General features: G+C 73.4%; 29 protein-coding genes. 9 read left to right on the top strand and 20 right to left on the bottom strand.

The window, feature by feature from the left end; genetic code table 11:
- Positions 1–29: 29 nt before the first annotated feature.
- On the top strand, positions 30–803 hold the full coding sequence (locus ACIBA9_RS19020) for an MBL fold metallo-hydrolase (RefSeq protein ID WP_399364624.1): 774 nt from the start codon (positions 30–32) through the stop codon (positions 801–803).
- Between the two features lie 17 nt (positions 804–820).
- Positions 821–1,432 (top strand): DedA family protein, encoded by a 612-nt coding sequence (locus ACIBA9_RS19025; RefSeq protein ID WP_399364626.1) that lies wholly within the window; start codon positions 821–823, stop codon positions 1,430–1,432.
- 295 nt (positions 1,433–1,727) lie between these two features.
- On the opposite strand, the gene ACIBA9_RS19030 is transcribed toward ACIBA9_RS19025, so the two are convergent.
- From ACIBA9_RS19030 to ACIBA9_RS19040, 3 genes are all read right to left on the bottom strand, one after another.
- Complete coding sequence (locus ACIBA9_RS19030) at positions 1,728–3,029, bottom strand: MBL fold metallo-hydrolase (protein WP_399364350.1); 1,302 nt, start codon at positions 3,027–3,029, stop codon at positions 1,728–1,730.
- Positions 2,912–4,168: an aminotransferase class I/II-fold pyridoxal phosphate-dependent enzyme gene (locus ACIBA9_RS19035; RefSeq protein WP_399364352.1), complete on the bottom strand. Its 1,257-nt coding sequence runs from the start codon at positions 4,166–4,168 to the stop codon at positions 2,912–2,914. Before ACIBA9_RS19035 ends, ACIBA9_RS19030 begins: the two co-directional genes overlap by 118 nt.
- A gap of 114 nt (positions 4,169–4,282) precedes the next feature.
- Positions 4,283–5,251 carry a hypothetical protein gene (locus ACIBA9_RS19040; RefSeq protein WP_399364354.1) on the bottom strand — a complete coding sequence of 323 codons (969 nt, stop codon included), beginning with the start codon at positions 5,249–5,251 and terminating at the stop codon, positions 4,283–4,285.
- A gap of 363 nt (positions 5,252–5,614) precedes the next feature.
- Between ACIBA9_RS19040 and ACIBA9_RS19045 the strand changes: the two genes are divergently transcribed.
- Genes ACIBA9_RS19045 through ACIBA9_RS19055 form a run of 3 tightly spaced genes read left to right on the top strand, consistent with a single transcriptional unit; the run spans position 5,615 to position 7,193 of the window.
- Positions 5,615–5,992: a DUF2795 domain-containing protein gene (locus ACIBA9_RS19045; protein ID WP_399364356.1), complete on the top strand. Its 378-nt coding sequence runs from the start codon at positions 5,615–5,617 to the stop codon at positions 5,990–5,992.
- Positions 5,989–6,645, top strand: coding sequence for a diguanylate cyclase (locus ACIBA9_RS19050; protein ID WP_399364358.1), 657 nt, complete (start codon positions 5,989–5,991; stop codon positions 6,643–6,645). The genes ACIBA9_RS19045 and ACIBA9_RS19050 overlap by 4 nt, the downstream gene beginning before the upstream one ends.
- Before the next feature lie 5 nt (positions 6,646–6,650).
- Positions 6,651–7,193: a type 1 glutamine amidotransferase domain-containing protein gene (locus ACIBA9_RS19055; protein ID WP_399364360.1), complete on the top strand. Its 543-nt coding sequence runs from the start codon at positions 6,651–6,653 to the stop codon at positions 7,191–7,193.
- A gap of 66 nt (positions 7,194–7,259) precedes the next feature.
- Here the strand turns inward: ACIBA9_RS19055 and ACIBA9_RS19060 are convergent, their stop codons facing one another.
- From ACIBA9_RS19060 to ACIBA9_RS19070, 3 genes are all read right to left on the bottom strand, one after another.
- The gene (locus ACIBA9_RS19060) at positions 7,260–7,517 is read right to left on the bottom strand and encodes a DUF6158 family protein (RefSeq protein WP_362162897.1); all 258 of its coding nucleotides are present in this window, start codon (positions 7,515–7,517) and stop codon (positions 7,260–7,262) included.
- Positions 7,518–7,698: 181 nt separating this feature from the next.
- Positions 7,699–9,318, bottom strand: coding sequence for an ABC-F family ATP-binding cassette domain-containing protein (locus ACIBA9_RS19065; RefSeq protein ID WP_399364362.1), 1,620 nt, complete (start codon positions 9,316–9,318; stop codon positions 7,699–7,701).
- Between the two features lie 175 nt (positions 9,319–9,493).
- Positions 9,494–10,156, bottom strand: a complete 663-nt coding sequence (locus tag ACIBA9_RS19070) for a histidine phosphatase family protein (protein WP_399364364.1) — start codon at positions 10,154–10,156, stop codon at positions 9,494–9,496.
- Between the two features lie 80 nt (positions 10,157–10,236).
- Between ACIBA9_RS19070 and ACIBA9_RS19075 the strand changes: the two genes are divergently transcribed.
- Entirely contained in the window at positions 10,237–11,730 is a 1,494-nt protein-coding gene (locus tag ACIBA9_RS19075) for a phosphatase PAP2 family protein (RefSeq protein WP_399364366.1), read from the top strand.
- Between the two features lie 124 nt (positions 11,731–11,854).
- On the top strand, positions 11,855–12,676 hold the full coding sequence (locus ACIBA9_RS19080; RefSeq protein ID WP_399364368.1) for a class I SAM-dependent methyltransferase: 822 nt from the start codon (positions 11,855–11,857) through the stop codon (positions 12,674–12,676).
- A 93-nt stretch (positions 12,677–12,769) separates the two neighbouring features.
- Here the strand turns inward: ACIBA9_RS19080 and ACIBA9_RS19085 are convergent, their stop codons facing one another.
- The 13 genes from ACIBA9_RS19085 to ACIBA9_RS19145 all read right to left on the bottom strand — a co-directional run bounded on the left by ACIBA9_RS19085 (position 12,770) and on the right by ACIBA9_RS19145 (position 22,684).
- Entirely contained in the window at positions 12,770–13,063 is a 294-nt protein-coding gene (locus ACIBA9_RS19085; protein ID WP_362162907.1) for a gas vesicle protein K, read from the bottom strand.
- Complete coding sequence (locus ACIBA9_RS19090) at positions 13,060–13,248, bottom strand: gas vesicle protein (RefSeq protein WP_399364371.1); 189 nt, start codon at positions 13,246–13,248, stop codon at positions 13,060–13,062. Before ACIBA9_RS19090 ends, ACIBA9_RS19085 begins: the two co-directional genes overlap by 4 nt.
- Positions 13,249–13,261: 13 nt before the next feature.
- Entirely contained in the window at positions 13,262–14,026 is a 765-nt protein-coding gene (locus tag ACIBA9_RS19095; RefSeq protein WP_399364373.1) for a GvpL/GvpF family gas vesicle protein, read from the bottom strand.
- Positions 14,023–14,367 (bottom strand): gas vesicle protein, encoded by a 345-nt coding sequence (locus ACIBA9_RS19100; RefSeq protein WP_362162913.1) that lies wholly within the window; start codon positions 14,365–14,367, stop codon positions 14,023–14,025. Before ACIBA9_RS19100 ends, ACIBA9_RS19095 begins: the two co-directional genes overlap by 4 nt.
- The gene (locus ACIBA9_RS19105; RefSeq protein ID WP_399364376.1) at positions 14,364–15,542 is read right to left on the bottom strand and encodes an SRPBCC family protein; all 1,179 of its coding nucleotides are present in this window, start codon (positions 15,540–15,542) and stop codon (positions 14,364–14,366) included. Before ACIBA9_RS19105 ends, ACIBA9_RS19100 begins: the two co-directional genes overlap by 4 nt.
- A complete protein-coding gene (locus tag ACIBA9_RS19110) occupies positions 15,539–16,243 on the bottom strand; it encodes a DNA primase (RefSeq protein ID WP_399364377.1) in 705 nt (234 codons plus the stop codon). The genes ACIBA9_RS19105 and ACIBA9_RS19110 overlap by 4 nt, the downstream gene beginning before the upstream one ends.
- Positions 16,240–16,503: a gas vesicle protein GvpG gene (locus ACIBA9_RS19115; protein ID WP_399364379.1), complete on the bottom strand. Its 264-nt coding sequence runs from the start codon at positions 16,501–16,503 to the stop codon at positions 16,240–16,242. Before ACIBA9_RS19115 ends, ACIBA9_RS19110 begins: the two co-directional genes overlap by 4 nt.
- 36 nt (positions 16,504–16,539) lie before the next feature.
- On the bottom strand, positions 16,540–17,310 hold the full coding sequence (locus tag ACIBA9_RS19120; RefSeq protein WP_362162921.1) for a GvpL/GvpF family gas vesicle protein: 771 nt from the start codon (positions 17,308–17,310) through the stop codon (positions 16,540–16,542).
- Complete coding sequence (locus tag ACIBA9_RS19125; protein ID WP_399364381.1) at positions 17,307–17,729, bottom strand: gas vesicle structural protein GvpA; 423 nt, start codon at positions 17,727–17,729, stop codon at positions 17,307–17,309. Before ACIBA9_RS19125 ends, ACIBA9_RS19120 begins: the two co-directional genes overlap by 4 nt.
- A gap of 67 nt (positions 17,730–17,796) precedes the next feature.
- On the bottom strand, positions 17,797–18,201 hold the full coding sequence (locus tag ACIBA9_RS19130; RefSeq protein ID WP_399364383.1) for a gas vesicle protein: 405 nt from the start codon (positions 18,199–18,201) through the stop codon (positions 17,797–17,799).
- A 103-nt stretch (positions 18,202–18,304) separates the two neighbouring features.
- Entirely contained in the window at positions 18,305–19,240 is a 936-nt protein-coding gene (ligD, locus tag ACIBA9_RS19135) for a non-homologous end-joining DNA ligase (RefSeq protein ID WP_399364385.1), read from the bottom strand.
- Positions 19,237–21,084, bottom strand: coding sequence for a transketolase (locus ACIBA9_RS19140; protein WP_399364387.1), 1,848 nt, complete (start codon positions 21,082–21,084; stop codon positions 19,237–19,239). The genes ligD and ACIBA9_RS19140 overlap by 4 nt, the downstream gene beginning before the upstream one ends.
- A 241-nt stretch (positions 21,085–21,325) precedes the next feature.
- On the bottom strand, positions 21,326–22,684 hold the full coding sequence (locus ACIBA9_RS19145; protein WP_399364389.1) for an NAD(P)/FAD-dependent oxidoreductase: 1,359 nt from the start codon (positions 22,682–22,684) through the stop codon (positions 21,326–21,328).
- A 215-nt stretch (positions 22,685–22,899) separates the two neighbouring features.
- On the opposite strand from ACIBA9_RS19145, the gene ACIBA9_RS19150 reads away from it, so the two are divergent.
- Positions 22,900–23,856 (top strand): LLM class F420-dependent oxidoreductase, encoded by a 957-nt coding sequence (locus tag ACIBA9_RS19150; RefSeq protein WP_399364391.1) that lies wholly within the window; start codon positions 22,900–22,902, stop codon positions 23,854–23,856.
- Between the two features lie 100 nt (positions 23,857–23,956).
- Here ACIBA9_RS19150 and ACIBA9_RS19155 read toward each other — a convergent pair whose 3' ends face one another.
- The gene (locus ACIBA9_RS19155) at positions 23,957–24,397 is read right to left on the bottom strand and encodes a phage holin family protein (RefSeq protein WP_399364393.1); all 441 of its coding nucleotides are present in this window, start codon (positions 24,395–24,397) and stop codon (positions 23,957–23,959) included.
- A gap of 80 nt (positions 24,398–24,477) precedes the next feature.
- Here ACIBA9_RS19155 and ACIBA9_RS19160 point away from each other — a divergent pair, with 80 nt between their 5' ends.
- Positions 24,478–24,825: a VOC family protein gene (locus tag ACIBA9_RS19160; RefSeq protein ID WP_362162937.1), complete on the top strand. Its 348-nt coding sequence runs from the start codon at positions 24,478–24,480 to the stop codon at positions 24,823–24,825.
- Positions 24,826–24,834: the final 9 nt, after the last annotated feature.

Raw genomic sequence — 24,834 nt, forward strand, 5'->3', positions numbered from 1 at the left:
CGGGGAGTCGCGTGAAGGAGGCGAAGAAGGTGCCGGTGGAGATCACCTGGTGGGGTCACGCCACCTGCACGGTGGAGGATTCGAACACACGGGTGCTCACCGATCCCCTGTTCGCTCGTCGGCTGGCGCATCTGCGGCGCCGCCGGGGTGCCGTACCGCCCGCCGAGGCGCGCCGCGCCGACGTCGTGCTCGTCAGCCATCTGCACGCCGATCATCTGCATCCGCGCTCGCTGGCGGCTCTCGCCCCGGGCACGCGCCTGCTCGTGCCCCGGGGCGCACCACGGGCGGTACCCGGGTTGCGCCGGCTGCGGCGGCTGCGGATCACCGAGGTCGTGCCGGGGGACGAGGTGCGGATAGGCGAACTGCTGGTGCGGGTGGTGCCCGCGCTGCACGACGGGCGGCGGCTGCCGGTGGGCCCGCACCGCTCGCCCGCGCTCGGCTACGTCGTGACGGGCGAGGCGCGCACCTACTTCGCCGGGGACACCGGGCTGTTCGACGACATGGCCGAGCAGGTCGGGCCGGTGGACGTGGCGCTGCTGCCGGTGGGCGGCTGGGGGCCGTACCTCGGCGAAGGGCATCTGGACGCGGGGCGGGCGGCGCGGGCGCTGGCCCGGCTGGCGCCGCGCGTCGCCGTGCCGGTGCACTACGGCACGTACTGGCCGCTGGGGATGGACGCGGTGCGCCCGCACGAGTTCCACACGCCGGGCGACGAGTTCGTCCGGCTGGCGGCCGTGGCCGCCCCGGGGGTGGCGGTGCACAAGCTGGGGCACGGGGAGAGCGTCCGGCTGGAGGCCGTGCGGTGATACGGCCGCTCTCGGCCGTGGTCCTCGCGGCCGCCGCCACCTCGACCGTGCCGCTGGAGTCGACGCAGCGGGCCCTCGGCTATCCGTCGTTGTTCCTGCTGATCCTGATCGGCGCTCTGGTGCCGGTGGTGCCGACCGGGGCGCTGGTGAGTTCGGCGGCGGTGGTGGCTCTGCATCGCGCGGCGCCGTTCCCGCTGGCCCTGGTGTTCGTCACGGCCTCGCTGGCCGCGTTCCTCGGGGACGCGGCGCTGTACTGGCTGGGGCGGCGCGGGATGCGGTCGAAGAACGGCTCGCGGTGGCTGGAGGCGATCCGCTCGCGGGCACCGGAGGAACGGCTGGCGCAGGCGCGGGAGAAGCTCGCCTCGCACGGGGTGGCGGTGCTGGTGCTGTCCCGGCTGGTGCCCGCCGGCCGGATACCGGTGATGCTGGCCTGTCTGATGGCCGAGTGGCCGCTCAGGCGGTTCGCGCGGGGCAATCTGCCGGCCTGTCTGGCGTGGGCGGTGACCTATCAGGTGATCGGGATCCTGGGCGGGTCCCTCTTCAAGGAGCCCTGGGAAGGCGTGGTGGTGGCGGTCGCGCTGACCGTGCTGGTCAGTGTGACGCCGGGTCTGGTGCGGCGGGTCCGCTAGGTCCTGTCTGACAATTCGCGTCGTCGCCCCAAGGGCGGCCGCGCGGCGTCAGGTGCGTGCTCTGGGGGTTCCCCCGGCCGGAGGCTGGGGGAGTGCCGGCCCCAGGCCCTCGTACCGGACGTACTCGGGTCTGGGGCCGGTGCGGCGAGTGGGGGTCCCCCCGGCCGAAGGCTGGGGGAGCGTGCATGGCGTCGCGCGGCAGACGCGAATTGTCAGACAGGGCCTAGGGCGCTCGGGTCGCGTGGCATGGTCGTGCCGTCGGGCTGCCTGGCCCGGTGTCGTGCCCTCCGGTGGCTCAGGGGGCGTCTCGCTCCAGCGTTCTCGACGCTCCCACCGGCAGGTCCCACAGGTCCTGGCGCGCCAGCCCCGCCGTCTGCCAGGCCGCCCGCACCCGGGTGAGCGGTTCCAGGACCGGTTCGGCCGAGAGCACGAAGGTGCCCCAGTGCATGGGGGCCATACGGCGGGCGCCCAGGTCGAGGGTGGCCCGCACCGCCTCTTCGGGGTCGCAGTGGACGTCGCTGAGCCACCAGCGGGGATCGTAGGCGCCGATGGGCATCAGGGCGAGGTCGATGTCCGGGTAGCGGCGGCCGATACGGGAGAACCAGTGGCCGTAGCCGGTGTCGCCGGCGAAGTACAGGCGCTGTCCCGCGGACGAGGTCAGGACCCAGCCGCCCCACAGGCTGTGGCAGGTGTCCGTGAGGGTGCGCTTGGACCAGTGGTGGGCGGGCACGAAGTCGAAGCGGACACCGGAGAGTTCGGCGCCCTCCCACCAGTCCAGCTCGGTGATACAGGTGAACCGGCGGCGACGGAACCAGCCGCCGAGCCCGGCGGGCACGAACACCGGGGTGTCACGCGGCAGTCGGCGCAGGGTGGGGGCGTCGAGGTGGTCGTAGTGGTTGTGGCTGATCACGACGGCGTCGACGCGGGGCAGCGTGTCCCAGGCGACGCCGACGGGGGTGACACGCGCCGGGGTACCAAGGATCCGGCGGGACCAGACGGGGTCGGTGAGGACGGTCAGTCCACCGATCCGCACGACCCAACTGGCGTGCCCCGCCCAGGTGACGGCGAGGTCGTCGGGGTCGACGCGGGGCAGCGGGGCGGGTTCGTACGGGAGCCGGGAGATGTCGGCGAGGCCTTCCGGGCCGGGGCGTACGGCGCCTTCGCGGGCGAACCGGGCGAGGGCCTTGAGGCCGGGCAGCGGTGCGGTGAGCCGGTCGTGGAACGTACGCGGCCAGACCCGGGGTTCGCCGAGCGGGCGGGGGTCGGCCAGCGGCGGAGAGGGGGGCGCGTGCGGGGCCAAAGAGGCGCCGCCCGGGGCGGTCGCGGCGGGCCTCGTCGTGACGGCGGATGTCGTGGGGGCGGCGGGCGGCGGCGCGACGGCACTCGTGGCGGTGGCGGTGGCGGCGCTCGTCATGACCGTGGGGGTGGCGGCACTCGTGGTGGCCGTCGTGGCCGGTCCGGGCCCATGCGTCTGCTGCGTCATCGAGGAGGCTCCCATCGCTGAGCGTCGTCGCGGAGATCGTCGAAGACCGACCTCAAGGACATCAACGCGCGTTGCACCTGTGGCAGTTCCAACGGCGCGGGTGACGTGAGGCATTCCGTGCGCTCCTCGTCGGTACCGCCCAGCAGGGGCCCGGTCGCGAGCCGGACGCGCAGGGCCCCGAGGTCGTCGCCGAAGCGGTGGCCGCCGGGCGCCGGCATGCCGAGCCGGTCGGTCAGGAAGTCCTCCAGTTCCTGCGCGTCGCCCACGCCTTGAGCCGCGAGGGGCTCGCGCAGCGGGCCGAGGTCGGCGTAGAGGTGACGGCCGGCCTGCGGCGGGCGGGCGAGCGCGCCGGTCGCGACGACCGCCGTGTGCGCGGCGGCGGCCACGCGCGCGTGCAGCCGTACCGTGGCGTCGCGGCGCTCGGTGACGGGCGGGGGCTCGTCGAGCGCGTAACCGGCGGCCGCCGCGACCGGGACGGCGATCCGGGCGCCGAGCGCCGTGAGGACGTCGAGCACGCGCGCGTGAAGGCGACGTCCGTCGTCGGTGGCCGGGAACCGGGCGACGGCGGCGGGCCACCCGGGGGGCAGCAGGGCGCCCGCCAGGTCGGTGACGACGGTGACCCGGTCGGGCCGCATCTCGGCGGGGCTGAGCAGCACGGCCGCCTGCGGGGCGTGCAGCGTGTCGCGCCAGGTCTCGTCGCTGACGAGGTGCAGTCCCTCGGCCGTGGCGGCCTCGACCGTCTCGTGCAGCAGCTCGGGCGGGGAGACGGTGGCGGTGGGGTCGTCGGCGACGGACAGCACCAGCAGCCGCGGGTCGCCGCCTTCGGCGCGGACCCGGCGGATGGTCTCCAGCAAGGCGTACGGGTCGGGCACGCCACCGCTCTCGGCGGGCGTGGGCACATGGAAGACGGGCCGGCCGAGCAGCCGGGCGTAGGGCGCCCACCAGGCGGCACACGGGCGGGGTACGAGGACGTCGCCGCCGTCGCCGGCGAGGGCGGCGGTGACGGCGAGCAGCAGCGCGGGGGCCCCGGGGCCGGCGGCCATCTGCTCGGGGACGCAGGGCAGTCCGCGGCGCGTCCAGTAGCCGCAGGCCGCTTCCAGCAGGGCGGGCGCCCCGCCGACGGGCTGGGCGTCGGCGCGGTGCGCGGCGGCGGCGAGTACGGCGGACAGTTCGGGGAGGACGGGCAGGCCGTCGGCGGGCAGGGGCGGGCCGTAGCGGACGGGGCCGTGGCCCTCCGGGTCCGTCCGCCGCATGTCCGCCTCCGCGTCCGTGGTGCGTGTGGTGCTCGTTGCCGGTGTGTCCCCGGGAGGGTGTGTACCCGCCGAACGGTCGTCCAAGGCCGGTGCCGAAGTCGTCCGTCGTCCGGGTCACGTGGCCGTGGGCGTCCCTCCCGCCGACCGCCTGCGACCCTGGAGCCGGTAGACGGCTCCTCCGCAGGCGGCGGCGATGAGCGTGCCGCCGGCGGCGAGCGCCGGAACCGAGTCGTCGAAGGTGCCGCCCGCCCCGGCCTGCACTGCGCCCCGCCCGGGTGCCTGGGCGCATCCGTCCGTGCCGTGGGGCTCGCGACAGGTCTGTCCGTCCGGGCACGGCGCGCCTCGCCCGGCCTCCTCGCAGCGGCCGTCGCCACCGGTGCCCCCGAGGTCCCCGTTTCCTGCGGTTGCTCCGGTTCCCCCGTTTCCCCCGGTGTCCTCGGCGCAGGACGCGCCACGGGCCGCGTCGCACCGGCCGCCGTCGCCGCACTGCCCGGACTCGCCGCACGAGCCGTCGTCGCCCTCGTGGGCGGTCGGCCGGTCCGCGCTCCAGGGCGCACCCGGCCCGTCGACGTCGAGGTCGCCCGGACAGGCGCCGGGGACGTCCGCGGGCTTGTCGCGAGGAGGGTCCGCGGGCTTGTCACGAGGAGGGTCCGCGGGGTTCTCGCGAGAGGGGTCCGCGGCTCCGTCGCCGGGGGCGTGGGTGGCCTGGGCTGCGGGAGCGGTCACGGCCCGGGCACCGACTATGGCCCGGCCGGTGCTCCCGCTGGTGCTCCGATCGGCCCCACCGTTGGCGCGGTCCGTGCCACCGGCGGTCCGGTCCGTGCCGCCGGCGGTCCAGGCCGTAGCCGGGGCCCGGTCCGCGCCCGGGGACCGATCCGTGCCCGGGGCCCGGTCCGTGCCCGGATGGGTGGTGTCCCCCTCGAAGGCCGGTGACGTGGCGCCCTGGGGATCCGGCATCCCGCCGCTGCCGGTGTCGCAGTTCAGGGGCGCGGCGGCGGGCTCCGCGACGGCGGCCGGACCGGCCAGGGCGAGCGCGGCACCGGCGGCGAGGGCGACGGACAGGGCACGGACGGTGCGGCGCATGGGGTGGGCTCCTCGACGGCTGCGGCACGGGGGCGGGCGGTGGTGCACCAGGGCACCGTGGGCACCGGTACGGAAGTACGGCCGTGCGGCGCCGCGGTGCGGGGCACGTCGTGCCCTCGCTGCCATCACAGCCCCCGCCGCCCCGTACCGCGCGCGGCCGGGCCCCATTCGCGGGACACGGACGGCCAGCCGGGTGAGAGCCGGACTCCTGGGCGTGCGGGCGCGGCGCCGGTGTGTACCGGGGCGCGAGGCGAAGACGCGGGAGTTCCTGCCCGGCCGGCGGAAGCGGAAGCGGAAGCGAGGCCGTGTTGCTTCCCCGCAGACGGGTACGCGACCCGGACCTTCGACTCCCTGGAGGGAGACATGCAGCGAGGCAGTGACCGGATGAGCGTCCACCGGGACGACGAGATGAAGCACGAGCTGGAGGGTCTGCTGAGGTCGGGGCACCCCACGCGGGTCGAGGAGTGGAACGATCCGGAACCGGCGGCGGACGACGACCCCGAGGTGTGGAGCGGGCCGGTGGGCGGCCGGGGCTCGCCCGCGTCGCTGGAGCGGACGCGGCTGGAACTGGCCCGGCACCTGAGCCGACACTCGTTCCCCGCGAACCCGGACGAGCTGGCCCGGGCGCTACGCCGGGGCAACGCGCCCGACGCCCTGATCGACGCGGTGGCGGCCCTGCCGGGCGAGGACCGCTACGCCAACGTGCAGCAGCTGGCCGAGGCGCTGGCGGACGGCGGATGAGCCGGAGTCATCAGGCGGCGGAGATCGCGCGGGGCGCCACCGTGGACGTCGGGGACGCCACGACGCGATTTCTGCTCTACGGGCTGCTGCCCGGCTGGTTCGTGCCGGGGCTCGCCGACTGGGTGATGCACCGGCGCACCGGCATCGAGGACACGGCGGGGACCAAGGAGTCCCTGATCCACTCCCTGATGATGGCCGAGGTGGGTCTGCCGATCGCGCTGACCCTGCGCTACGAGGTCAATCCGCTGCTGCTGTCCGTGCAGCTGGGCGCGGCGGCGGTGCACGAGGCGACGGCGCTGTGGGACGTGCGCACGGCCGTCGACAGCGATCGCGAGGTCAAGCCGATCGAGCAGCACATCCACAGTTTTCTGGAGTCGCTGCCGTTCGGCGGACTGGTGTCACTGATGTGCCTGCACTCCGACCAGGTGCGGTCGCTGTTGCGGGGCGGACGCGGCGATCCGGACGCGTGGCGTCTGGTGCCGCGCCGGCGCCCGCTGTCGCCCGGCTATCTGGCGGGCATCGGACTGGCGATCGGGGCGTGTGTGCTCGCTCCGTACGGCGAGGAACTACTGCGCTGCCGACGAGCGGCAGGCGACGGGAAACGGCGCGCGCGGGCCGCTCGGTCCGCGGTGCGCGCCGGGAAAGGAAGCTGAAGATCATGCGTATCGCGTTTCTGGTGGCGCCCGAGGGCGTCGAGCAGGTCGAACTGACCGAGCCGTGGAAGGCGGCCAAGGACGGCGGTCACGAGCCGGTGCTGGTCTCGACGGAGTCGGGACGGATCCAGGCGTTCAACCATCTCGACAAGGCGGACACCTTCCCCGTGGACGAGGTGGTGGGCGAGACGTCGGCCGATTCGTTCGGCGCCCTGGTGCTGCCGGGCGGGGTGGCCAACCCGGACTTCCTTCGGATGGACGACGGGGCCGTCTCGTTCATCAAGGGCTTCTTCGAAGGGGGACGGCCGGTCGCGGCGATCTGTCACGCGCCGTGGACGCTGGTCGAGGCGGATGTGGTGCGGGGGCGGGTGCTGACGTCCTGGCCGAGTCTGCGGACGGACATCCGCAACGCCGGCGGCACCTGGGTGGACGAGCAGGTGAAGATCTGCGACCACGGCTCCAACCTGCTCGTGACCAGCCGCAAGCCGGACGACCTGAAGGCGTTCTGCGACGCGTTCCTGCACGTGTTCGCCGGAGAGGCCGGCTGACCCGCCGGCGGCACCCGAACCGACGAAGGGCCGGCTCCTGCCGGCCCTTCGTCGGTTCGGTTTCCGTCAGGTCGCGGAGGTGTCCGGGGTCGCCGACTCGCCGCAGGCGCGCTCCCGGGCGCCCTCGCGGGTGCGGCTCGCGCTGACCAGGCGGCGCGGGTTGCGGCGCAGGTATTCGCCCTCCAGCTGCGCCATGCGCTCGTTGTGGGCACGCAGCGCGTCGTTCGAGCCGTACAGGAGGGTGTCGTGGCGCGTGCGGTGGATCGTCTCCAGCTCCTTCATGAGCTGCTGGTCGTCCAGTCGGCTGGGGTCGACTCCGGTCATGGTGGTTCCCCGCTCCTCGCTGGTTCGTGTCCGCGGTCCGGGTACCCGCCCGGCATGGCCTGCCCCCGAGCGGTTCCCGGGAGGAGTCCATGGAGCTCGCTTGCTGAGTCCACTGTACGAACATCCGGGCGGCCGGGCCTCCGCATGGGGCCCGGCCCCGGAGACGGCCGGGCGGCCGGGGTCAGCGGGCCCGTTCCACCCGGCGTTCGTCCCAGACCGGCTCCGGGGTCTCACGGACGCGGCCGTCGCTGCCGAAGACGAGGAAGCGGTCGAAGGAGCGGGCGAACCAGCGGTCGTGGGTGACCGCGAGGACCGTGCCGTCGAAGGCCTCCAGCCCCTCCTGGAGGGCCTCCGCCGACTCCAGGTCGAGGTTGTCGGTGGGCTCGTCCAGCAGCAGCGCGGTGGCACCCGCGAGTTCCAGCAGCAGGATCTGGAAGCGGGCCTGCTGGCCGCCGGAGAGCCGGTCGAAGGCCTGTTCGGCCTGCTGGGTCAGCTCGTAGCGGCGCAGCCGGGACATGGCCGCCCCCCGGTCCTGGGAGTGCTCCTTCCACAGGATGTCCAGCAGCGTGCGGCCCTGGAGTTCGGGGTGGGCGTGGGTCTGCGCGAAGTGCCCGGGCACGACCCGCGCGCCCAGCCTGAACTCGCCCGTGTGCGCCACGTCCTCGCCGGCCAGGAGGCGCAGGAAGTGCGACTTGCCCGAGCCGTTGGAGCCGAGGACGGCGACCCGTTCGCCGTAGAAGACCTCCAGGTCGAAGGGGTTCATCAGGCCGGTCAGTTCGAGCCCCGCGCAGGTGACGGCTCGTACGCCGGTGCGGCCGCCCTTGAGGCGCATGGTGATGTCCTGCTCGCGCGGGGGCTCGGGGGGCGGGCCGACCTCCTCGAACTTGCGCAGTCGGGTCTGCGCCGCGTGGTAGCGGGAGGCCATCTCATGGCTGACGGCGGCGGCCTGGCGGAGGTTGAGGACCAGTTTCCTCAGCTGGGCGTGCTTCTCGTCCCAGCGGCGGCGCAGCTCCTCGAAGCGGGCGAAGCGTTCGCGGCGGGCCTCGTGGTAGGTGGCGAAACCGGCGCCGTGCACCCAGGCGTCGGCTCCGGCCGGTCCCGGCTCGACGGAGACGATCTTCTCGGCGGAGCGGGCGAGGAGTTCCCGGTCGTGGGAGACGAAGAGGACCGTCTTGCGGGTCTCCTCGAGCTGCTCCTCCAGCCAGCGCTTGCCGGGCACGTCGAGGTAGTTGTCCGGCTCGTCGAGCAGCAGCACCTCGTCGGTGCCGCGCAGCAGTGCCTCCAGGACTAGGCGTTTCTGCTCGCCGCCGGAGAGGGTGCGCACCTGTCGCCACTGGGCGCGCTCGTAGGGCACGCCCAGCGCGGCGGTGGTGCACACGTCCCAAAGGGTCTCGGACTCGTAGCCGCGGACCTCGGCCCAGTCGGCGAGGGCCTGGGCGTAGCGCAGCTGGGCCGCCTCGTCGTCGACGGTCATCAGGGCGTGCTCGGCCTCGTCGACCGCCTTCGCCGCCTCACGGATGCGGGGCGGGGCGACGGACACGAGGAGGTCCCGTACGGTCGTCTCGTCGCGTACGGAGCCCACGAACTGGCGCATCACGCCGAGGCCGCCGCTGACGGTGACCGTGCCGCCGTGCGGCTTCAGCTCGCCGGAGATCAGCCGGAGCAGGGTGGTCTTGCCGGCGCCGTTCGGGCCGACCAGGGCGACGACGGCGCCTTCGCCGACCCGGAAGGAGACGTCCCCGAGCAGGGTCCTCCCGTCGGGGAGGTGGTACTCGAGGTGCGCGGCTTCCAGATGTCCCATGGGCAGGCATTCTCCGGGGCGCCCGGCGTCCGGGGCAAACGCATATCGGCCGCGACGCCAAAGCCCCGGCCGGATACGGCCGACCGCCCCGGCCGACCGCCCGGGCCCCGCGCCGGAGGGGCCGCCCGGCGCGCCCACCCGGGGCACGGCTCCCGCCCCGAGGCTCCCAGGCGGCTTACTCCTGGCCCGCGGTGTCCAGGGGTTCTCCCGTCGGGCCGGCCTCTCCCGCGGGTTCCACCGTGGCGCCCTCCCAGGCCAGGGCCTTCCAGCCGTCGGCCGGGCAGCCCTCCAGGACGACCACGCCGGTGTTGCGCAGCGGGCGGGCCGCGGCGAAGGACACGTCGACGTTGGCGGCGCGGGCGGCGACCCATACGCGGATCGCGGCGCCGTGGCTGATCATGGCGACGGTCCGGGCGCCGCTCGCCGCGGCCTCGGCGACCACCGCGTCGTACCGGGCGAGGGCCTCCCGCCCGCTCTCCCCGCCGGGGACGCGCAGGGCGGTGTCGCCGGCCGCCCACGCGAACACCGTGCGCAGATACCGCTCGCCCTCGGGCGAGTGTCCGGGCCGCATCTCCAGTTCGCCGGCGGACAGCTCGCGGATGCCGTCCCGGACGATCACCTCGAGCCCGCGGGCGGCGGCCAGCGGGGCGGCCGTGAGCCGGGTACGGGTCAGGTTGGAGGCGTACAGGGCCTCGATGTCCTCGTCGGCGAGCGCCTCCGGCAGGGCGGCGGCCTGGGCCTCGCCGAGCGCGGTCAGCCCCGGGCCCGGTACGGCCGTGTCCAGCAGGTGGTCCACATTGGACGGGGTCTGACCGTGACGGACCAGGAGCAGGCGCATCCGGAGGATCTCCTTCCGCACCGGTGGGACGCCCGGCGCAGCGGGCACAAGAAAAGGGCACTTCAGGGTAACCGCACCCCATGAGCCCAGACCTGGACCTGACCCCCCTCCAGACCGGCCGGAACGCACTGTGCCGGCTGCTCGGTCTCGACGCGCGCGTGTTCGAGGCGGCCGCAGCGTGGCACTGGCCCGGCGCCGAGCACGTACTGCCCCGGCTGAGCCGGAGCGCGAACCACGGCGTGCTGTGGTTCGCGACGGCCGCCGCGATGGCCGCGAGCCGCACCCCCCGTTCCCGCCGAGCCGCCGTGCGGGGCCTGGCCTCCCTCGGTCTGGCCTCGCTGACGATCAACACCATCGGCAAGCGTTCGGTCCGCCGCGCGCGGCCGGTGCTGGACCCGGTGCCGCTGGTGCGGCAGCTGAAGAGGCAGCCGATCACCACCTCGTTCCCGTCCGGGCACGCCGCTTCGGCGGCCGCGTTCGCGGCCGGGGTCGCGCTGGAGTCGCCCGCGTGGGGCGCGGCGGTGGCGCCGGTGGCGGCCTCGGTGGCGGCCTCCCGCGTGTACACCGGGGTGCACTTCCCGAGTGACGTGCTGGCCGGTGCCGCCCTCGGGGTGGGGGCCGCGTTCCTGGTCCGGCGCCTGGTGCCGACCCGGGCGCAGCTGTGGCAGACCGCCCGGCCGCGGGCCGACGCACCGGCGCTGCACGAGGGCGACGGTCTGGTGATGGTCGCCAACCGGGCCTCGGGCACCGCCGACCGGGTGCGCGCGTTGCGCGACGCGCTGCCGAAGGCCGAGGTCGTCGAATGCGAGCCGGAGGAGGTCGGGGACGCGCTGGCGAAGGCCGCGGCCCGGGCTCGGGTGCTCGGGGTGTGCGGCGGCGACGGCACCGTGAACGCGGCCGCCCGCGTCGCCCTGCGCCACGATTTGCCGCTGGCGGTGCTGCCCGGCGGGACCCTCAACCACTTCGCCTACGACCTGGGGGTGGAGGACGAACGCGATCTGGCCCAGGCGATCCGGCACGGCGAGGCGGTCCGGGTGGACGCGGGCCGGTTCGTCACCGCCGACGGCGAGGGGCTGTTCCTGAACACGCTGAGCCTCGGCGTCTACCCGGAGCTGGTGCGTGTGCGGGAGCGCTGGTCCCCCCGGATCGGCGGCTGGCCGGCCGGGGTGCTCGGCGCGCTGCGTGTGCTGCGCGCGGACCGGCATCCGCTGGAGGTGGAGCTGGGCGGTGAACGGCGGCCCCTGTGGCTGCTGTTCGTCGGCAGCGGCGTCTACCACCGCATGGGGCTCGCGCCCGGCCGGCGCACCGATCTGGCGGACGGGCTGCTGGACGTGCGGGTGGTGCACGGCAGTCGCAGGCCCGCGCTCAGGCTGCTCGCCGCGGCCGTGGCGGGCCCGCTGACCCGGTCCCCGGCGCACGCGGCGGTCCAGGTGAACCGGCTGCGGCTGACGGACGTCGCCCCCGGCACCCCGCTGGCCTACGACGGCGAGGTCACGACGGTGTCGGGCGAGGTGCGCCTGGAGAAGCTGCCGGAGGCGCTGACCGTCTACCGCCCGCTGCGCACGACTCCCTGACCTTCCGTCAGTCCATATCGCGAAACGCGGGTCTCATCATGCGGCACGCGCGCGTACCGTGACACCTACCGCCGGGGACGGTGTCACGTGGCCCCGGGCCGGTCCGACGAGAAGGGGCAGAGCCATGGCGAACGCACGGGAGACCGCCGTCTACACACACGGGCACCACGAGTCGGTGCTGCGTTCGCACACCTGGCGCACCGCGGCCAACTCCGCGGGGTATCTGCTCGGTTCACTCCGTCCCCAAATGAGGATCCTGGACATCGGCTGCGGTCCGGGCACCATCACCGCCGATCTCGCGGAGCTGGTCCCGGACGGCCGTGTCACCGGCGTCGACCACGCCCCGGGCATCCTGGAGCAGGCGCGCGCCACCGCCGCCGCGCGCGGCCTGGACAACATCGACTTCGCGGTCGCGGACGTCCACGCCCTGGACTACCCGGACGACACGTTCTGCGTGGTCCACGCCCATCAGGTGCTCCAGCACGTCGGCGACCCGGTGCGGGCGCTGCGCGAGATGCACCGGGTGACGAAACCGGGCGGCTTCATCGCCGTACGCGACGCGGACTACGCGGCGATGACCTGGTACCCGGCGGCCGACGGTCTGACCGACTGGCTGGACCTGTACGAGCGGGTGGCCCGCGCCAACGGCGGCGAGCCCGACGCCGGGCGCCGGCTGAAGGCGTGGGCGCTGGCCGCCGGACTCCGTGACATCACCGCCACCTCCAGCACCTGGACGTTCGCCACGGCCGAGGAACGTGCCTGGTGGAGCGGTCTGTGGGCGGATCGGACGGTGGCCTCCGCCTATGCCGACCGGGCTGTCCAGGGTGGTCACGCGACCGCCGGGGAACGGCGGGCGGTGGCGCGGGCCTGGCGGGAGTGGGGCGGGCGGGAGGACGCCTGGTTCGCCGTCCTGCACGGGGAGATCCTGTGCCGCAAGGACGCGTGATCCGGGCGGGTGATCCGGGCGGGTGAGTCGCGCGGGTGATCCGGAGGTGACCCCGGCGTGTCATTCGCCGGGGCCTTGGCCCGCCGCCCCGGATCAGTCGCGGGGAAGCAGCGGGCCGAGCGGTCCGAGGTCCAGGTTCAGATCCTCGGGCCGCAGGCCGTACCGGTCCCGCAGTTCGGCCATCCGGTCCTCCAGGAGCATCAGGGTGAGCCCGATGCGCTCCTCCTGCTCCTCGGACAGCTCTCCGGTGTCGAAGCGGCGCACCGCCTGCCGTTCCATCAGCTGGCGCAGCAGCTCCACCACGGTGAGCACGAGCTTCACCAGGTCGCGCTCGACCGTGTCGGGTTCGAGGTCGAGCCGCTTGCGGCGGCCGCCGTCCGCGCTCATGTGAGCCCCTCGAAGGGCGAGGGGACGTTCTCGTTGACCGAGCTGATCAGCGCGTTCAGGTCGATACGTACGAGGTCGACGTCCGCGATCCGCAGGGTCAGGTCGCCGGTGATGACGACACCCCCCGCCAGCAGCCGGTCGAGCAGATCGACGAGCGCGATCTCCCGGCGTTCCACCACGGTCACCGCTCGGCCCCCCTCATGACCCCTCCCCCGTGAACGAGTAGGCGGCCCAGGGCCCGGTGAGTTCCACCCGGAGGCCGGGCACCTCGTCCTTGGTGCGGTCGACCAGTTCCACAAACTCCTCGGAGTGTGCCCGGGGCACCAGATAGGCGCCGTTGAGCACGTTCTGCCCGGACGCCGTGGACAGCGCGGACTTCTGCGGGGCGTGCAACCGGGCGTCTTCGGCGTACTGGGAGAGCCGCTCGTGCAGCGACCGCGCGAACCCCTCGGCCCGCTGCCATTTCTCCTCGTGCGCGTGGCTGCGCTCACGCCGCCGGCGCAGATAGTCCCGCCCGCTGGCCGGCTTCGCCGCGGCGGCGGGCTCGGCCCGCTCCGGCTCCGGCTCGGGCTCCAGATAGACCTTCACACCCCACTCCACCCGGCCCTGCAGCCGGTCCAGGGCGCGCCGGAAGTCGTCCTCGCGTTCCTCGATCATCGCGCGCACCCCGCTGCAGTCGCGGAACACGGTCGCGAGCCGCAGCGGCAGCGGGGTGGTGACCGTGGTGAGCGCGTCGATCACGCCCTGGTGGGCGCGCGCGGTCGCGGCCAGCCAGTCCAGGTCCTCCAGCCGCGCCTTGAGCGCCTCCTCGGAGAAGTCGCTCTCGGAGACGCCGCTGACGACGGCGACCAGGCCGTGGTGGTGCAGCAGTCCGGGCGGGGCGCCCCCGATCCCGGTGAGCTGGGACTGCAAGGGCGTGTCGAAGGGACGGCAGACGGCGTACACGTAGCGCAGTCCGGTCATGATGCCTCCCTCGGCGTGCGGCCCGACTCCAGCTCCTCCAGTTCCTCCAGCCGGGCCAGCCGTTCGCGCAACTCGGCGTTCTCCCGCGCCAGCTCGTCCCGGCGGGCCCCGGAGGAGAGCGCCGGATCGGTCTCCCACCAGTCGATGCCCATCTCCTTGGCCTTGTCGACCGAGGCGACGATGAGCCTCAGCTTGATGGTGAGCAGTTCGATGTCAAGCAGGTTGATCTTGATGTCACCCGCGATGACGATCCCCTTGTCGAGCACGCGCTCGAGGATGTCGGCGAGGTTGGCCCCCGAGCCCTGTCCGTAGGGCTCGGGGAACCGGGCGGCCGTCGTCATCGACGGCTCCCGCCCTCGGCGTACTCGGGTTCGTCCGCCTCTTCCTCTTCCTCTTCCTCGTCCTCGTACTCACCCTCGGGTTCGTCTTCTTCCTCGTATTCGCCCTCGGGCTCCTCGCCCTCCTCGTACTCCTCCTCGGGCTCGCCCTCCTCCTCGTCCTCGTACTCCTCGGCCTCGCCCTCGGGAGCCTCGTCCTCGGCGTCCTCGTCCTCGGCGTCCTGGTCCTCGGTCTCCTCGGATTCCTCGTCCTCGGTTCCCTCGGCGTCCTGGTCCTGCTCCTGCTGCTCCTCTTCCTCGGCGACGGCGTCCTCGTGGCTGCGGACCACCTCGCCGTCGCGGATCTCGCCGCGCCAGCCGTCCTCCGCCTCGCCCTTCATGGTGATGAAGCGCGCGAAGTGCTTGAGGTCCAGCCTGACCCGGCGGCCCTGGGCACGCCAGATGTTGCCGGTCTTCTCGAACAGGCCGCTCGGGTAGTACTCGATGACCAGCAGCACCCGGGTGAGGTTCTCCTCCAGCTTGTGGAAGGAGACCACGCCCTTGGTGGTGCCCTTGGCGCCTTCCGACGTCCACTGGATGCGGTAGTCGGGTATCTGCTCGGTGGTCTGCGCCTTCCAGCTGCGGCTGGACAAGAAGATCTTCGCCTGCCAGTCGGAGTGGGTGTCGTCGGCGCGGCTCGCGCTCTTGACGCCCTTGGCGAAGCTGCTGAAGTCCTTGTACTGCGTCCACTGGTCGTAGGCGGTCCGCTGCGGCACGCCGACGTCGATGGACTCCAGGATGACGGTCGGCTTGTTACCCGCCCCGCCCTTCTTGCCCTTGCCACCCCCCAGATTCTTGACCGCGTTCATCACGTTCTCCTTGACGCGGGAACCGCCGACTTCCAGCGCGGAGCGCAGGGGGCCCTTGCCCTCGGCGAGCTTGCGGCCGCCGTCGAGCGCGAGCTTGGCGAAGCCAGGGCTGTTGCCGTCGGCGATGTCGTTGAGCTTGAGGGTGGTCTGGCCCAGTTTCCGGCCGAGACCGGTGAGCATCTTCGTGGCCTGCGCGGCCAGGTACTCCTGCGCCTCGGCCTTCAGCCGGTCGGCGGCCTCGCTGTGCGCGAGTTCGCTGAGCGGGTTGCTCTTGGCCGCACCCGCGGCCTGGCCGGCCCCGGAAGTGGCCGATCCGACGGACTCGGTCATCGGTCATCGCCGCCCTTCGGCCTCCGGGACGCGGCCCCGCGGGCGGCGCCACCGGATGCGGCCGTCTTCTTCGCGGCCGTCTTGCGGGCCGCGGTGGTCTTCTTGGCCGCCGCCTTCTTGGCCGGAGCGCCCTCGGCCGCCTTCTTCGCGGGGGCCTTCTTCGCCGGGGCCTTCTTGGCGGCCTTCTTACGGGGCGCGCCCTCGCCGCGGGACGCCCGGCCGGAGTCCTCCCGGCGCCGGTTCCGGCCGCCGTCGTCGCCTCCGTCGTCCCGGTCGTCCGGTTCCTCGCGGGCGTCCTCGTCGTCGGCCTCGTCGCGCGACTCGTCCTCGTCGCGCGGCTCGTCCTCGTCCTCGTCCTGGTCGTCGGAGCCGCCTTGCGACGCCACACCCGACAGTTGATCGCGTACGTCGGCGGTACGGCCGTGCAGCCGGTCGGCGAGCGCGCTCATCTGCCGCTCGACCATGGCCCCGGAGGCGGCCTTGCCGACGCCCCGGAGATCCTCGCGCAGCTGGTCGCCGATCTCCTTGAACTGCGGGTTGTTCTTCAGCTGCTGGCTCACCACGTCCGCGATCATCTTGGGACTGAGGTTGAGCTTCTTGCCGGCGACCACGGAGCCGACGGCGAGAGCCATTTTCAGTTTCTTGGTACGTCCCAGCAGGTATCCGGCCCCTATGGCGAGGCCCAGCGTCGTTCGGTTCATCGTCCCGTCCCGTTGCCTGTGGTGTCGCCGGAGTGCAAGGCGGTCTCCAGCCGGTCCAGCAGTTCGTCCTCGCGCTGGTCGAACTCTTCCTCGCTGATCTCGCCCGCCTCCAACTGCTCTTCGAGACGGGCGAGTTCGGCCCGGACGGTGGCGGGATCGTAGTAGATCCGTTCCGCCTCCTGGAGCACCTGCCTGATGGCCCACGCGCTGCCGCGCACGGGGGCGAACGGCAGCATCAGCACCTCGCCGATCAGTCCCACGGTGTTCTCCTTCCGTTTCCGTCCGGGCCCGGAGGGCTACTGCGCGCCGAAGTCCGCGCCTGCCGTACTGCCGGCGGGCTCGGCGGGCCCGGGTTCGACGAAGCTGTAGGGCGGCAGCGGCCCGTTGACCCGCAGCTCCAGATGGGGGTGGCTCTTGCGGATCTCCTCGACCGCGGCGAGGAAACGCTCGGCCGAGTCCCTGGCCACCAGGAACGACACGTTGAGCAGCCAGCCGGTGGACTCGGGACCCACGCTGACCGCGGCGGCGGTCGGGGTGAGCAGGCCGCGCACCTCGGCGGCGTCCTCGGTCTCCTTGGCCTTGACGCTGGCCGCGACCATCTCGCCGAGGCGGATCTTGTCGTCGTAACCACCGCCGCCGGAGCGTCGGTTGGCCTCGGCGAGGCCGCGCACCTCGGCGTTCTCCGCCATCACCAGATGCAGGACGGCCTCCTCGACATGGGTGGCCTTGACGTTGTACTCGACCTTGCCGTCCAGTTCCCGCAGTCGTTCCAGGTAGTGGTCCGCGCGGTCCACGAGCACCTGGGTGACGGAGTCGTCGTCGGGGCCGACGCTGCCGAAGCGCATCGGCAGCACGCAGCCGGCCGCGCCGACCTCGGCGAGCACGTTCTGGTGTGCGAGCAGGTCCCGGCGCTTGGGGCGCAGGCCCTCGGGAGCGTCGCTGACCACGGCGGTCAGCTCACCGGCCGTGAGCAGGCGCACCGGAAGCGGCGGCTCGCCCACACCGGTCATGCCCTCGGGGAGCGCGGGGTGCGAACGGGCGGTGATCCCGTAGACGTACGTGCTCACTCCTGCTCCTCCTTCCGGCGCGCCGTAGCCTTGCGGGCACGCGGCCTGGACTCGCTCTGGCCTTCCTTCCGGGCCTGGCTGAAGGCGTCGGATATGGTCTCGGCGGCGCCGGACAGCGCGCCCTTGCTCTTGCCGCGGGCGCCGGACTCGGTGACCTCGCCGACGATCTCGGGCAGGCCCGGGCTCTTGTTCGGGCCGGACTCCAGGTCGAGGCGGTTACAGGCCTCGGCGAAACGCAGATAGGTGTCGACGCTGGCCACGACGACCCGGACGTCGATCTTCAGGATCTCGATGCCGACCAGGGAGACTCGTACGAACGCGTCGATGACGAGCCCCCGGTCGAGGACCAGCTCAAGTACGTCGTAGAGGCCGCTGCTGCCGCCTCCGCCTCCGGTCTGCTGTGCCGGTACAACAGTCATTCCGGCGATTCCTCCTCGTATCTAGTCGGTCGCATGGTCTTCACGGGGGGGGGTCACGCAAGGTGACCTAGCGGCCACTGCGCGGGTCCGCCCGGCCGCGTTCGTAGCGGCGGACGCGCCGGTAGCCGGTCAGCTGGCCCTCCGGGTCGAGTTCGACCTGGTAGCCGGCCATCAGGCTCATCGTGTCGGGGACCCTCGTCAGTTCGAGGACCTCGACCTCCAGCGACCACCCGTCCTCCGTCTGCTCGAACGAGGACACCGACTCCGGTGTGAGGCCGGTGAGTTCGGCGAGCTGGGCGCGCGCGTGGCGCAGCACCTCCATGGGATTCGGACGGCGGCCGCCCGTCTCATGCCTTTCCGTGTCGCCCGGCGACTCCTGGGATTCCTGGGATTCCTGGGAGCCCTCGGAATCCTGCGTCTTGCGGGTCTCCCGTGAACTCTGTGATGGGGATGTGTTCTTTGCGTTCGTCATGGCCACCTCTCCCCTGCGTGTGGCCGCCACATCCATGGCCAAACCTTCAGGAGCGGATGCGTGCCCGTGGCCGGACGTCGTACCTGGTCAGCGGGTACCTGTGTCAGCCACGCAGTGCCGCGAGGCGCCTCCGGGCGGCCTTCAGGGAGCGGCCGCGGCCCGGCAGACCGGCCCAGGGGTCCGTCCGCGCCTGGTCCACCGCGTCGGCGATCGTCCAGTGCCGGGCGTCGACACCGGGATCGTCCACCTGTTCCCAGGCTAGGGGCACCGCGACGGGCGCGCCTGGCAGGGGACGGACGGTGTAGGGGGCGACGGCGGTCTGCGCGTAGGCGTTGCGCTGCACGTCGAGGTAGAGCCGGTCGCCGCGTTCACTCTTGCGGGCGGCGGTGGTGAGCTCGTCCGGGTGCCGGGCGGCGACGTACTCGGCGACGTCGTGGGCGAATCGCCGCACCTCGTCGAAGTTCTCGCGGCCGTCGAGGGGGATGACGAGGTGCAGTCCGCGCGAGCCCGTGGTCATGGGGGCGGCGGGCAGGTCCAGCTCGTCCAGCACCTCGCGGAGCCGGCCGGCGGCCCGCCGGACCGCGGGGAAGTCGTCGCCTGCGGGATCGAGGTCGAACACCAGCCGGTCGGGATGGTCGAGGCCGGCCGCGCGGTCGGCACGGGAGAGCCAGCGGTGCAGCGTGAGGCAGGCCTGGTCGGCGAGGTAGAGGAGGGTGGCGGTGTCGTCGCACACCACGTGTGTGACCGTGCCGCCCTCCTTGGCGACCTCGACCCGGGTGATCCAGTCCGGATAGTGCTCGGGGGTGTTCTTCTGCATGAACCGCGGGCCGCCGAGGCCGTCCGGATACCTCTCCAGCATCAGCGGACGGCCCCGCAGGTGCGGCAGCATGTACGACGCGACGGACCGGTAGTAGTCGGCGAGGTCACCCTTGGTGTACTGCTCGGCGCCTCCGCCGCCGGGGAAGAGCACCTTCCCCGGCCGCTGGATCCGCACCGTGCGACGACCCGCGCGCAGGGTGCGCGCGTCGTCGGGGCTCATCGCACGACCGCCTCCTCCACCAGCAGCTTGGCGGCCGCCGTGATCCCCGCGGCGTCGATGCCGGCCGCGTGCAGCTGCTCGTCGGGCGCCGCCGAACCCGGCATGGTGCGCACCGCGAGCCGGACCAGGCGCGGCACGGGCCGCCCGTCGCCGAACGCCTCGGCGACCGCGTCGCCGAGGCCGCCCTCCGCGTGATGGTCCTCGACGGTGAGCAGGCAGCCGGTCTCCTCGGCGGCCCGCCGCAGGGTCTCGGTGTCGACGGGCTTGACGGAGTACAGGTCGACGACCCGCACCCGGATGCCGTCCTCGGCGAGCCGGTCGGCGGCGGTCAGCGCCTCGTGCACGGTCACCCCGGCGGCGACGACGGTCAGCCGGTCGTCCTCGCTGGAGCGCAGCGTCTTGCTGCCGCCCACCGGGAACTCCTCCTCGGGGCCGTAGATCACCGGTGACTTGCCGCGCGAGGTGCGCAGGTAGCGGATGCCGTCGAGACCGGCCATGGTCGCGATCAGCCGGGCGGTCTGGTTGGCGTCGCACGGGTAGAGCACGGTCGAGCCGTACACGGCACGGAACATCGCCAGGTCCTCCAGCCCCATCTGCGAGGGCCCGTCCTCCCCGATGGCGACGCCCGCGTGGGAGCCCACCAGGTTGATCCCGGAGCCGCTGACGGCGGCCATGCGCACGAAGTCGTAGGCGCGGCTGAAGAAGGCGGCGAAGGTGGACGCGTACGGCACCCAGTTGCGCGAGGCCATGCCGACGGCCGAGGCGACGAGCTGCTGCTCGGCGATGTAGCACTCGAAGAACCGGTCGGGGTGGGCCTTGGCGAACTCCTCGGTGCGGGTGGAGTCGCCGACCTCGCCGTCCAGCGCGACGATGTCGCCGCGGGCGCTGCCGAGGGCGGCGAGGGCCTTGCCGAAGGCGTCCCGGGTGGCGACCTCGTCGCCCAGGTCGTAGTGCGGGAGCTGGAGGGCCTCGGTGGTGACCGAGCGCAGCGCGGCGGCGGCCGGCGGCTCGCTGACCCGGACGTGCAGGTCACGTGGTCCGCCGAGTTCGCCGATGGCCTCCTCGGCGTCGGGCAGCGGCTTGCCGTGCAGCCCCTCGCGGTCCTCCACGGCGGCCACGCCCTTGCCCTTGAGGGTGCGGGCGAGGATCGCGGTGGGCTGTCCGGTGGTGGACAGCGCCTCCCCGTACGCCCGGTCGATCTTGTCGACGTCGTGGCCGTCGATCTCGACGGTGTGCCAGCCGAAGGCCTGGAAACGGCGTGCGTAGGCGTCCAGGTCGTGGCCGTGCCGGGTGGGTCCGCGCTGCCCGAGCCGGTTGACGTCGACGATCACGGTCAGGTTGTCCAGGTTCTCGTGGCCGGCGTGTTCGGCGGCCTCCCACACCGAGCCCTCCGCCAGCTCGCTGTCCCCGCACAGCACCCACACCCGGTAGTCGACACGGTCCAGCCGCTTTCCGGCCAGGGCGATGCCGACGCCGACGGGCAGGCCCTGGCCGAGGGAGCCGGTGGCCGTCTCCACCCAGGGCAGGCGCCGGGGCGTCGGGTGGCCCTCCAGCCGGCTGCCGAGCTTGCGGAAGGTGAGCAGCTCGCCGTCCTCGATGGCGCCGGCCGCCTTGTAGGCGGCGTACAGCAGCGGCGAGGCGTGCCCCTTGGAGAGCACGAGACGGTCGTTCGCGGGGTGCTCGGGTCGTTCGAAGTCGTAGCGCAGATGGTTCGCCAGCAGCACGGCCATCAGGTCGGCCGCGGACATCGAGGACGTGGGATGCCCGGACCCCGCGGCAGCCGCCGCGCGGACGCTGTCCACGCGCAACTGCTGTCCCAGTTCGGCGAGTTCGGCAGTGTTCATGAGTTTCCTCGGTCTCCTTGCTCAGAGTCGGTGGAGCGGGGTCGGTCGGTGGTTCGGTCCTCGGGGTCCGGAGGATCTGGGGGTTCTGGGGGTTCCGGGGGGTCGGTGCGCCGGACGGGACCGGGGGCGGGGTGCCCGGGGGCGGGGCGTCCGGTGCCGGGCTGCGCGTGTTCGCTCTTCGTCGGCTGTCCGCCGGGCCGGTTGCGCGCGGGGCGCGCGTCGCGATCGTTCGGCTGCTTCGTCATGTGCTCGTCTCCTCGCTGTCGGGGCCGGCGCCGGGTGCCCGGCCGGGTCCGCCCGGTACCCGTGCCAGTTCCGGGGATGCCGTGTCCAGGGGCACCGACCACGCTCGTACGAGGCCCAACTGCACGCCTTGGCGGGGCAGTACGGAGTCCAGCAGCCAGTCGGCGGCCACCCGGAGCCGGTTGCCCGGCAGCGCGGCCAGGTGGTAGCCGCGGGTGACCACGCCGGCCGCCGGACCGGACAGCGGGACGCCGAGCGGGTTGGCGGCGGCCCGGAGCCCGCCGAGGTCGACGGCGAAGCCCAGGTCGCGGTGGCGGTAGGGGCGCCGGCGCCGGCCGAGGCCGAGCGAGGCGGCCACGTTCTCCCCGGCCACCCGGCCCTGCCGCCAGGCGTGCTGCGCCGTCATCGCGGTGAACTCCCCGGGGCGCCCGAGGTCCGGTACGGCGGCCGCGTCCCCGCAGGCGAAGACGTCCGAGCGGCCCGGCACCCCCAGATACGGGTCGACGATCAGCCGGCCTTGCTCCAACGGCTGCCCGACCGCCTCCACCAGCGGATCCGGCCGGACGCCCACGCACCACACCAGGGTCCGCGTCGCGACGAACTCGCCGTCGCTGAGCAGCACCCCCTCTTGGGTGGCCTCCTTCACCGAGGTGCCCGTCCGCACGTCCACGCCGCGCGCCCGCAGCACCCGCTCGGCCGTGCGGGAGAGCCGCTCGTCCATCTCCGGCAGCACGCGGGGCGCCACGTCCAGCAGAATCCAGCGCGGACGCGGACCGGGAGGCAGCGAGGTGCGGCGGGCCAGCCCGTCGGTGAGCATCCGCAGCTGTGCGGCCACCTCGGTGCCGGTGTAGCCGGCACCGACCACGACGAAGGTGCGCCGGGCCGCCCGGGTCCCGGGGTCGTCGTCCGCCGCGGCGAGTTCCACCTGGCGGGTCACGTGGTCCCGCAGGTACAGCGCCTCCGGCAGACCGCGGAACCCGTGGGCGTGCTCGGCCACGCCCGGGATCGGCAGCAGCTTGTTGACGCTGCCCACGGCCAGCACCAGCCGATCGTAGCGCAGGGCGCCCGGGGCGCCCTCGGGGTCGGTGTAGTGGACCGTGCGGCCGTCGAGGTCGACGCGGTCCGCCTCGCCGAGCGCCAGACGCACCCCGCGCAGGGTGCCGGGCAGCGACACGGTGACCCTGCGGGCCTCCAGGACGCCGGCGGCGACCTGGGGCAGCAGGGGGAGGTACAGGAAGTAGTCGGTCGGGTTCAGCAGCGTGATGTCGGCCCGGTTCCGGGTGAGACGGGCCAGGGTGCGGGCGGCCCGGTACCCGGCGAACCCGGCACCGACGATCACCACGTGAGGTCGGCTCACGGTGGGCCTCCGGCGTTGTGGCTCGTCCGAGGTTTTCCGCGTAACCGGGGCAGGGGCACCCAAACGCCGCGCGGGTCACCCGTACGCCGGTCGCGGCACCCGAACGCCGGTCGCCCGGCGCCCCGCCCGGTCGGCGTTTCGCCGAGTCGCCGCCGGTTACCCGGCCGCGGACCGGTGCACACCCGGCCCGGCGGCCACGCGCGGAGGTGCCTTCCATGCCCGAGTACGGCTATTTCCTGGCGAGCGAGGAACACGCCCCAGCCGACCTGATCGAGCAGGCCCGGATGGCCGAACAGGCCGGCTTCCAGGCGCTGTGGATCTCGGACCACTACCATCCGTGGAACGACGCGCAGGGCGAGAGCTCGTTCGTGTGGTCGGTGATCGGCGCTCTCTCGGAGGCCGTGTCGCTGCCCATCGAGACGGCGGTGACCTGCCCGACCGTGCGGATGCACCCGGCGGTGGTGGCGCAGGCCGCGGCGACGAGCGCCGTGCTGACCGAGGGCCGCTTCCGGCTCGGCGTGGGCACCGGCGAGGCGCTGAACGAGCACATCCTCGGTGACCGGTGGCCTCCGTTGCATGTGCGCCTGGAGATGCTGGAGGAGGCCGTGCAGGTGATGCGCCGGCTGTTCACCGGCGAGGAGGTCAACCACCACGGCGCGCACTACACCGTGGAGAACGCCCGCCTCTACACCGTCCCCGACGAGCCGGTCCCGATCGACATCTCCGGCTTCGGCCCCAAGGCCACCGCGCTCGCGGCCCGGGTGGGCGACGGCTACATCACGATGATGCCGCAGGAGGAGATGGTCACGCGGTTCCGCAAGGGCGGGGGCGGCGCGAAACCGGTCAGCGGCGGCACCAAGGTCTGTTACGGCAGCGACCGCGAGGAGTGCGTCCGTACGGTGCACAAGCTCTGGTACAACGAGCTGCTGCCCGGCGAGATGGGCCAGGTCCTGCCCTCACCGCGCCACTTCGAGCAGCTGCATCCGCTGGTCGGCGAGGACATGGTGCGGGAGAAGTCGGTGTGCGGGGACGACGTGGACGAGCATGTCTCGGCGCTCGCCGCGTTCGCCGACGCCGGGTTCGACCGGGTCTACGTCAACCAGATCGGGCCCGATCAGCGCGGCTTCTTCGACTTCTACCGCACGAAGGTACTACCGCAGCTGGGCCGTTGAGGTCCGAGACGGGACACGGACCGACACGGACCGGCCCCGGCCACGCGGTGTGGCCGGGGCCGGAGGGTCAACGGCTGCTGTCCGTCACGTTGTTCGTCCGTCAGGCCCGGTGGTCCGGTACGTCGGGGTTGAGTTCCGGGCCGGTGGGGTCGTGGTGCGGCATCGGCGGGTAGGGCAGGCCGAGTCCGCTCGGCGGGCCGGCGGGCGCGGTGCCGCCGACGACATGGCCCGGCGCCGACGGGTGGCCGCGCTTGGGGTGGGCGGCGCCGCGCAGCAGATAGGCCGCGGCGCCGAGGAGGGCCGCGGTGATCAGCGCGGCCGCCCAGCCGGGCAGGCCGATCGCCAGTGCCAGGCCGACGGCGAGCGCCACCGCGCCGCCCGCGTAGAGAGCGGCGGCACCGGAGGCGGCGTACAGCATGGCGGTGCGACGCTGTTTGCGGCTCTGTTCCCGCAGTTCGTCGCGTACCGTCTCGCGTGCCACCTGTGCCAGCTCTTCGACAAGGTGCTTGTCCAGGTGTTCCAGGTGATCCAAACGGTCCATACGGTGCGGGTACCCGCTGGGCACGGTCGGTAACGCCGGGGCGCTGCGCCACCGTGGGCGGCCCAACTAGGCTCGCCCGCATGGAGATTCTGGGCGCCTCGCTGCGCATCTGCGTCGATGACCTCGAAACCGCCGTCCCCTTCTACGAACGGCTGGCGGGAGCCAGGGCACTCCGCTTCGACCGCGGTGGGGTGCGCGTCGCCGCGGTGGGCTCCTTCCTGTTGATGAGTGGTCCCGAGGCGGAGCTGGAGATCCTGCGCAAGGTGGCGGCCACGATCGCCGTGCGGGACGTGGAGGAGGCCCACCGGCTGCTGACGGAGCTGGGCGCCCGCGTCGTCGCGGGGCCGGTGCCGACGCCGGCGGGCCGCAATCTGATCGCGATGCACCCGGACGGCTCGGTCTTCGAGTACGTGGACCAGCGGGGCTGAGCCGGTCGC

Origin of the sequence: Streptomyces sp. NPDC051452 (assembly GCF_044454765.1) — a bacterium.
Lineage (GTDB): Bacteria > Actinomycetota > Actinomycetes > Streptomycetales > Streptomycetaceae > Streptomyces.

Excerpts from the sequence above, each read along its gene's own strand:
- ACIBA9_RS19030 (WP_399364350.1), bottom strand. The coding sequence starts at position 3,029 with ATGCCTCACGTCACCCGCGCCGTTGGAACTGCCACAGGTGCAACGCGC.
- ACIBA9_RS19035 (WP_399364352.1), bottom strand. The coding sequence starts at position 4,168 with ATGCGGCGGACGGACCCGGAGGGCCACGGCCCCGTCCGCTACGGCCCG.
- ACIBA9_RS19040 (WP_399364354.1), bottom strand. The coding sequence starts at position 5,251 with ATGCGCCGCACCGTCCGTGCCCTGTCCGTCGCCCTCGCCGCCGGTGCC.
- ACIBA9_RS19045 (WP_399364356.1), top strand. The coding sequence starts at position 5,615 with ATGCAGCGAGGCAGTGACCGGATGAGCGTCCACCGGGACGACGAGATG.
- ACIBA9_RS19050 (WP_399364358.1), top strand. The coding sequence starts at position 5,989 with ATGAGCCGGAGTCATCAGGCGGCGGAGATCGCGCGGGGCGCCACCGTG.
- ACIBA9_RS19055 (WP_399364360.1), top strand. The coding sequence starts at position 6,651 with ATGCGTATCGCGTTTCTGGTGGCGCCCGAGGGCGTCGAGCAGGTCGAA.
- ACIBA9_RS19060 (WP_362162897.1), bottom strand. The coding sequence starts at position 7,517 with ATGACCGGAGTCGACCCCAGCCGACTGGACGACCAGCAGCTCATGAAG.
- ACIBA9_RS19065 (WP_399364362.1), bottom strand. The coding sequence starts at position 9,318 with ATGGGACATCTGGAAGCCGCGCACCTCGAGTACCACCTCCCCGACGGG.
- ACIBA9_RS19070 (WP_399364364.1), bottom strand. The coding sequence starts at position 10,156 with ATGCGCCTGCTCCTGGTCCGTCACGGTCAGACCCCGTCCAATGTGGAC.
- ACIBA9_RS19075 (WP_399364366.1), top strand. The coding sequence starts at position 10,237 with ATGAGCCCAGACCTGGACCTGACCCCCCTCCAGACCGGCCGGAACGCA.
- ACIBA9_RS19080 (WP_399364368.1), top strand. The coding sequence starts at position 11,855 with ATGGCGAACGCACGGGAGACCGCCGTCTACACACACGGGCACCACGAG.
- ACIBA9_RS19085 (WP_362162907.1), bottom strand. The coding sequence starts at position 13,063 with ATGAGCGCGGACGGCGGCCGCCGCAAGCGGCTCGACCTCGAACCCGAC.
- ACIBA9_RS19095 (WP_399364373.1), bottom strand. The coding sequence starts at position 14,026 with ATGACCGGACTGCGCTACGTGTACGCCGTCTGCCGTCCCTTCGACACG.
- ACIBA9_RS19100 (WP_362162913.1), bottom strand. The coding sequence starts at position 14,367 with ATGACGACGGCCGCCCGGTTCCCCGAGCCCTACGGACAGGGCTCGGGG.
- ACIBA9_RS19105 (WP_399364376.1), bottom strand. The coding sequence starts at position 15,542 with ATGACCGAGTCCGTCGGATCGGCCACTTCCGGGGCCGGCCAGGCCGCG.
- ACIBA9_RS19110 (WP_399364377.1), bottom strand. The coding sequence starts at position 16,243 with ATGAACCGAACGACGCTGGGCCTCGCCATAGGGGCCGGATACCTGCTG.
- ACIBA9_RS19125 (WP_399364381.1), bottom strand. The coding sequence starts at position 17,729 with ATGACTGTTGTACCGGCACAGCAGACCGGAGGCGGAGGCGGCAGCAGC.
- ACIBA9_RS19130 (WP_399364383.1), bottom strand. The coding sequence starts at position 18,201 with ATGACGAACGCAAAGAACACATCCCCATCACAGAGTTCACGGGAGACC.
- ligD (WP_399364385.1), bottom strand. The coding sequence starts at position 19,240 with ATGAGCCCCGACGACGCGCGCACCCTGCGCGCGGGTCGTCGCACGGTG.
- ACIBA9_RS19140 (WP_399364387.1), bottom strand. The coding sequence starts at position 21,084 with ATGAACACTGCCGAACTCGCCGAACTGGGACAGCAGTTGCGCGTGGAC.
- ACIBA9_RS19150 (WP_399364391.1), top strand. The coding sequence starts at position 22,900 with ATGCCCGAGTACGGCTATTTCCTGGCGAGCGAGGAACACGCCCCAGCC.
- ACIBA9_RS19155 (WP_399364393.1), bottom strand. The coding sequence starts at position 24,397 with ATGGACCGTTTGGATCACCTGGAACACCTGGACAAGCACCTTGTCGAA.
- ACIBA9_RS19160 (WP_362162937.1), top strand. The coding sequence starts at position 24,478 with ATGGAGATTCTGGGCGCCTCGCTGCGCATCTGCGTCGATGACCTCGAA.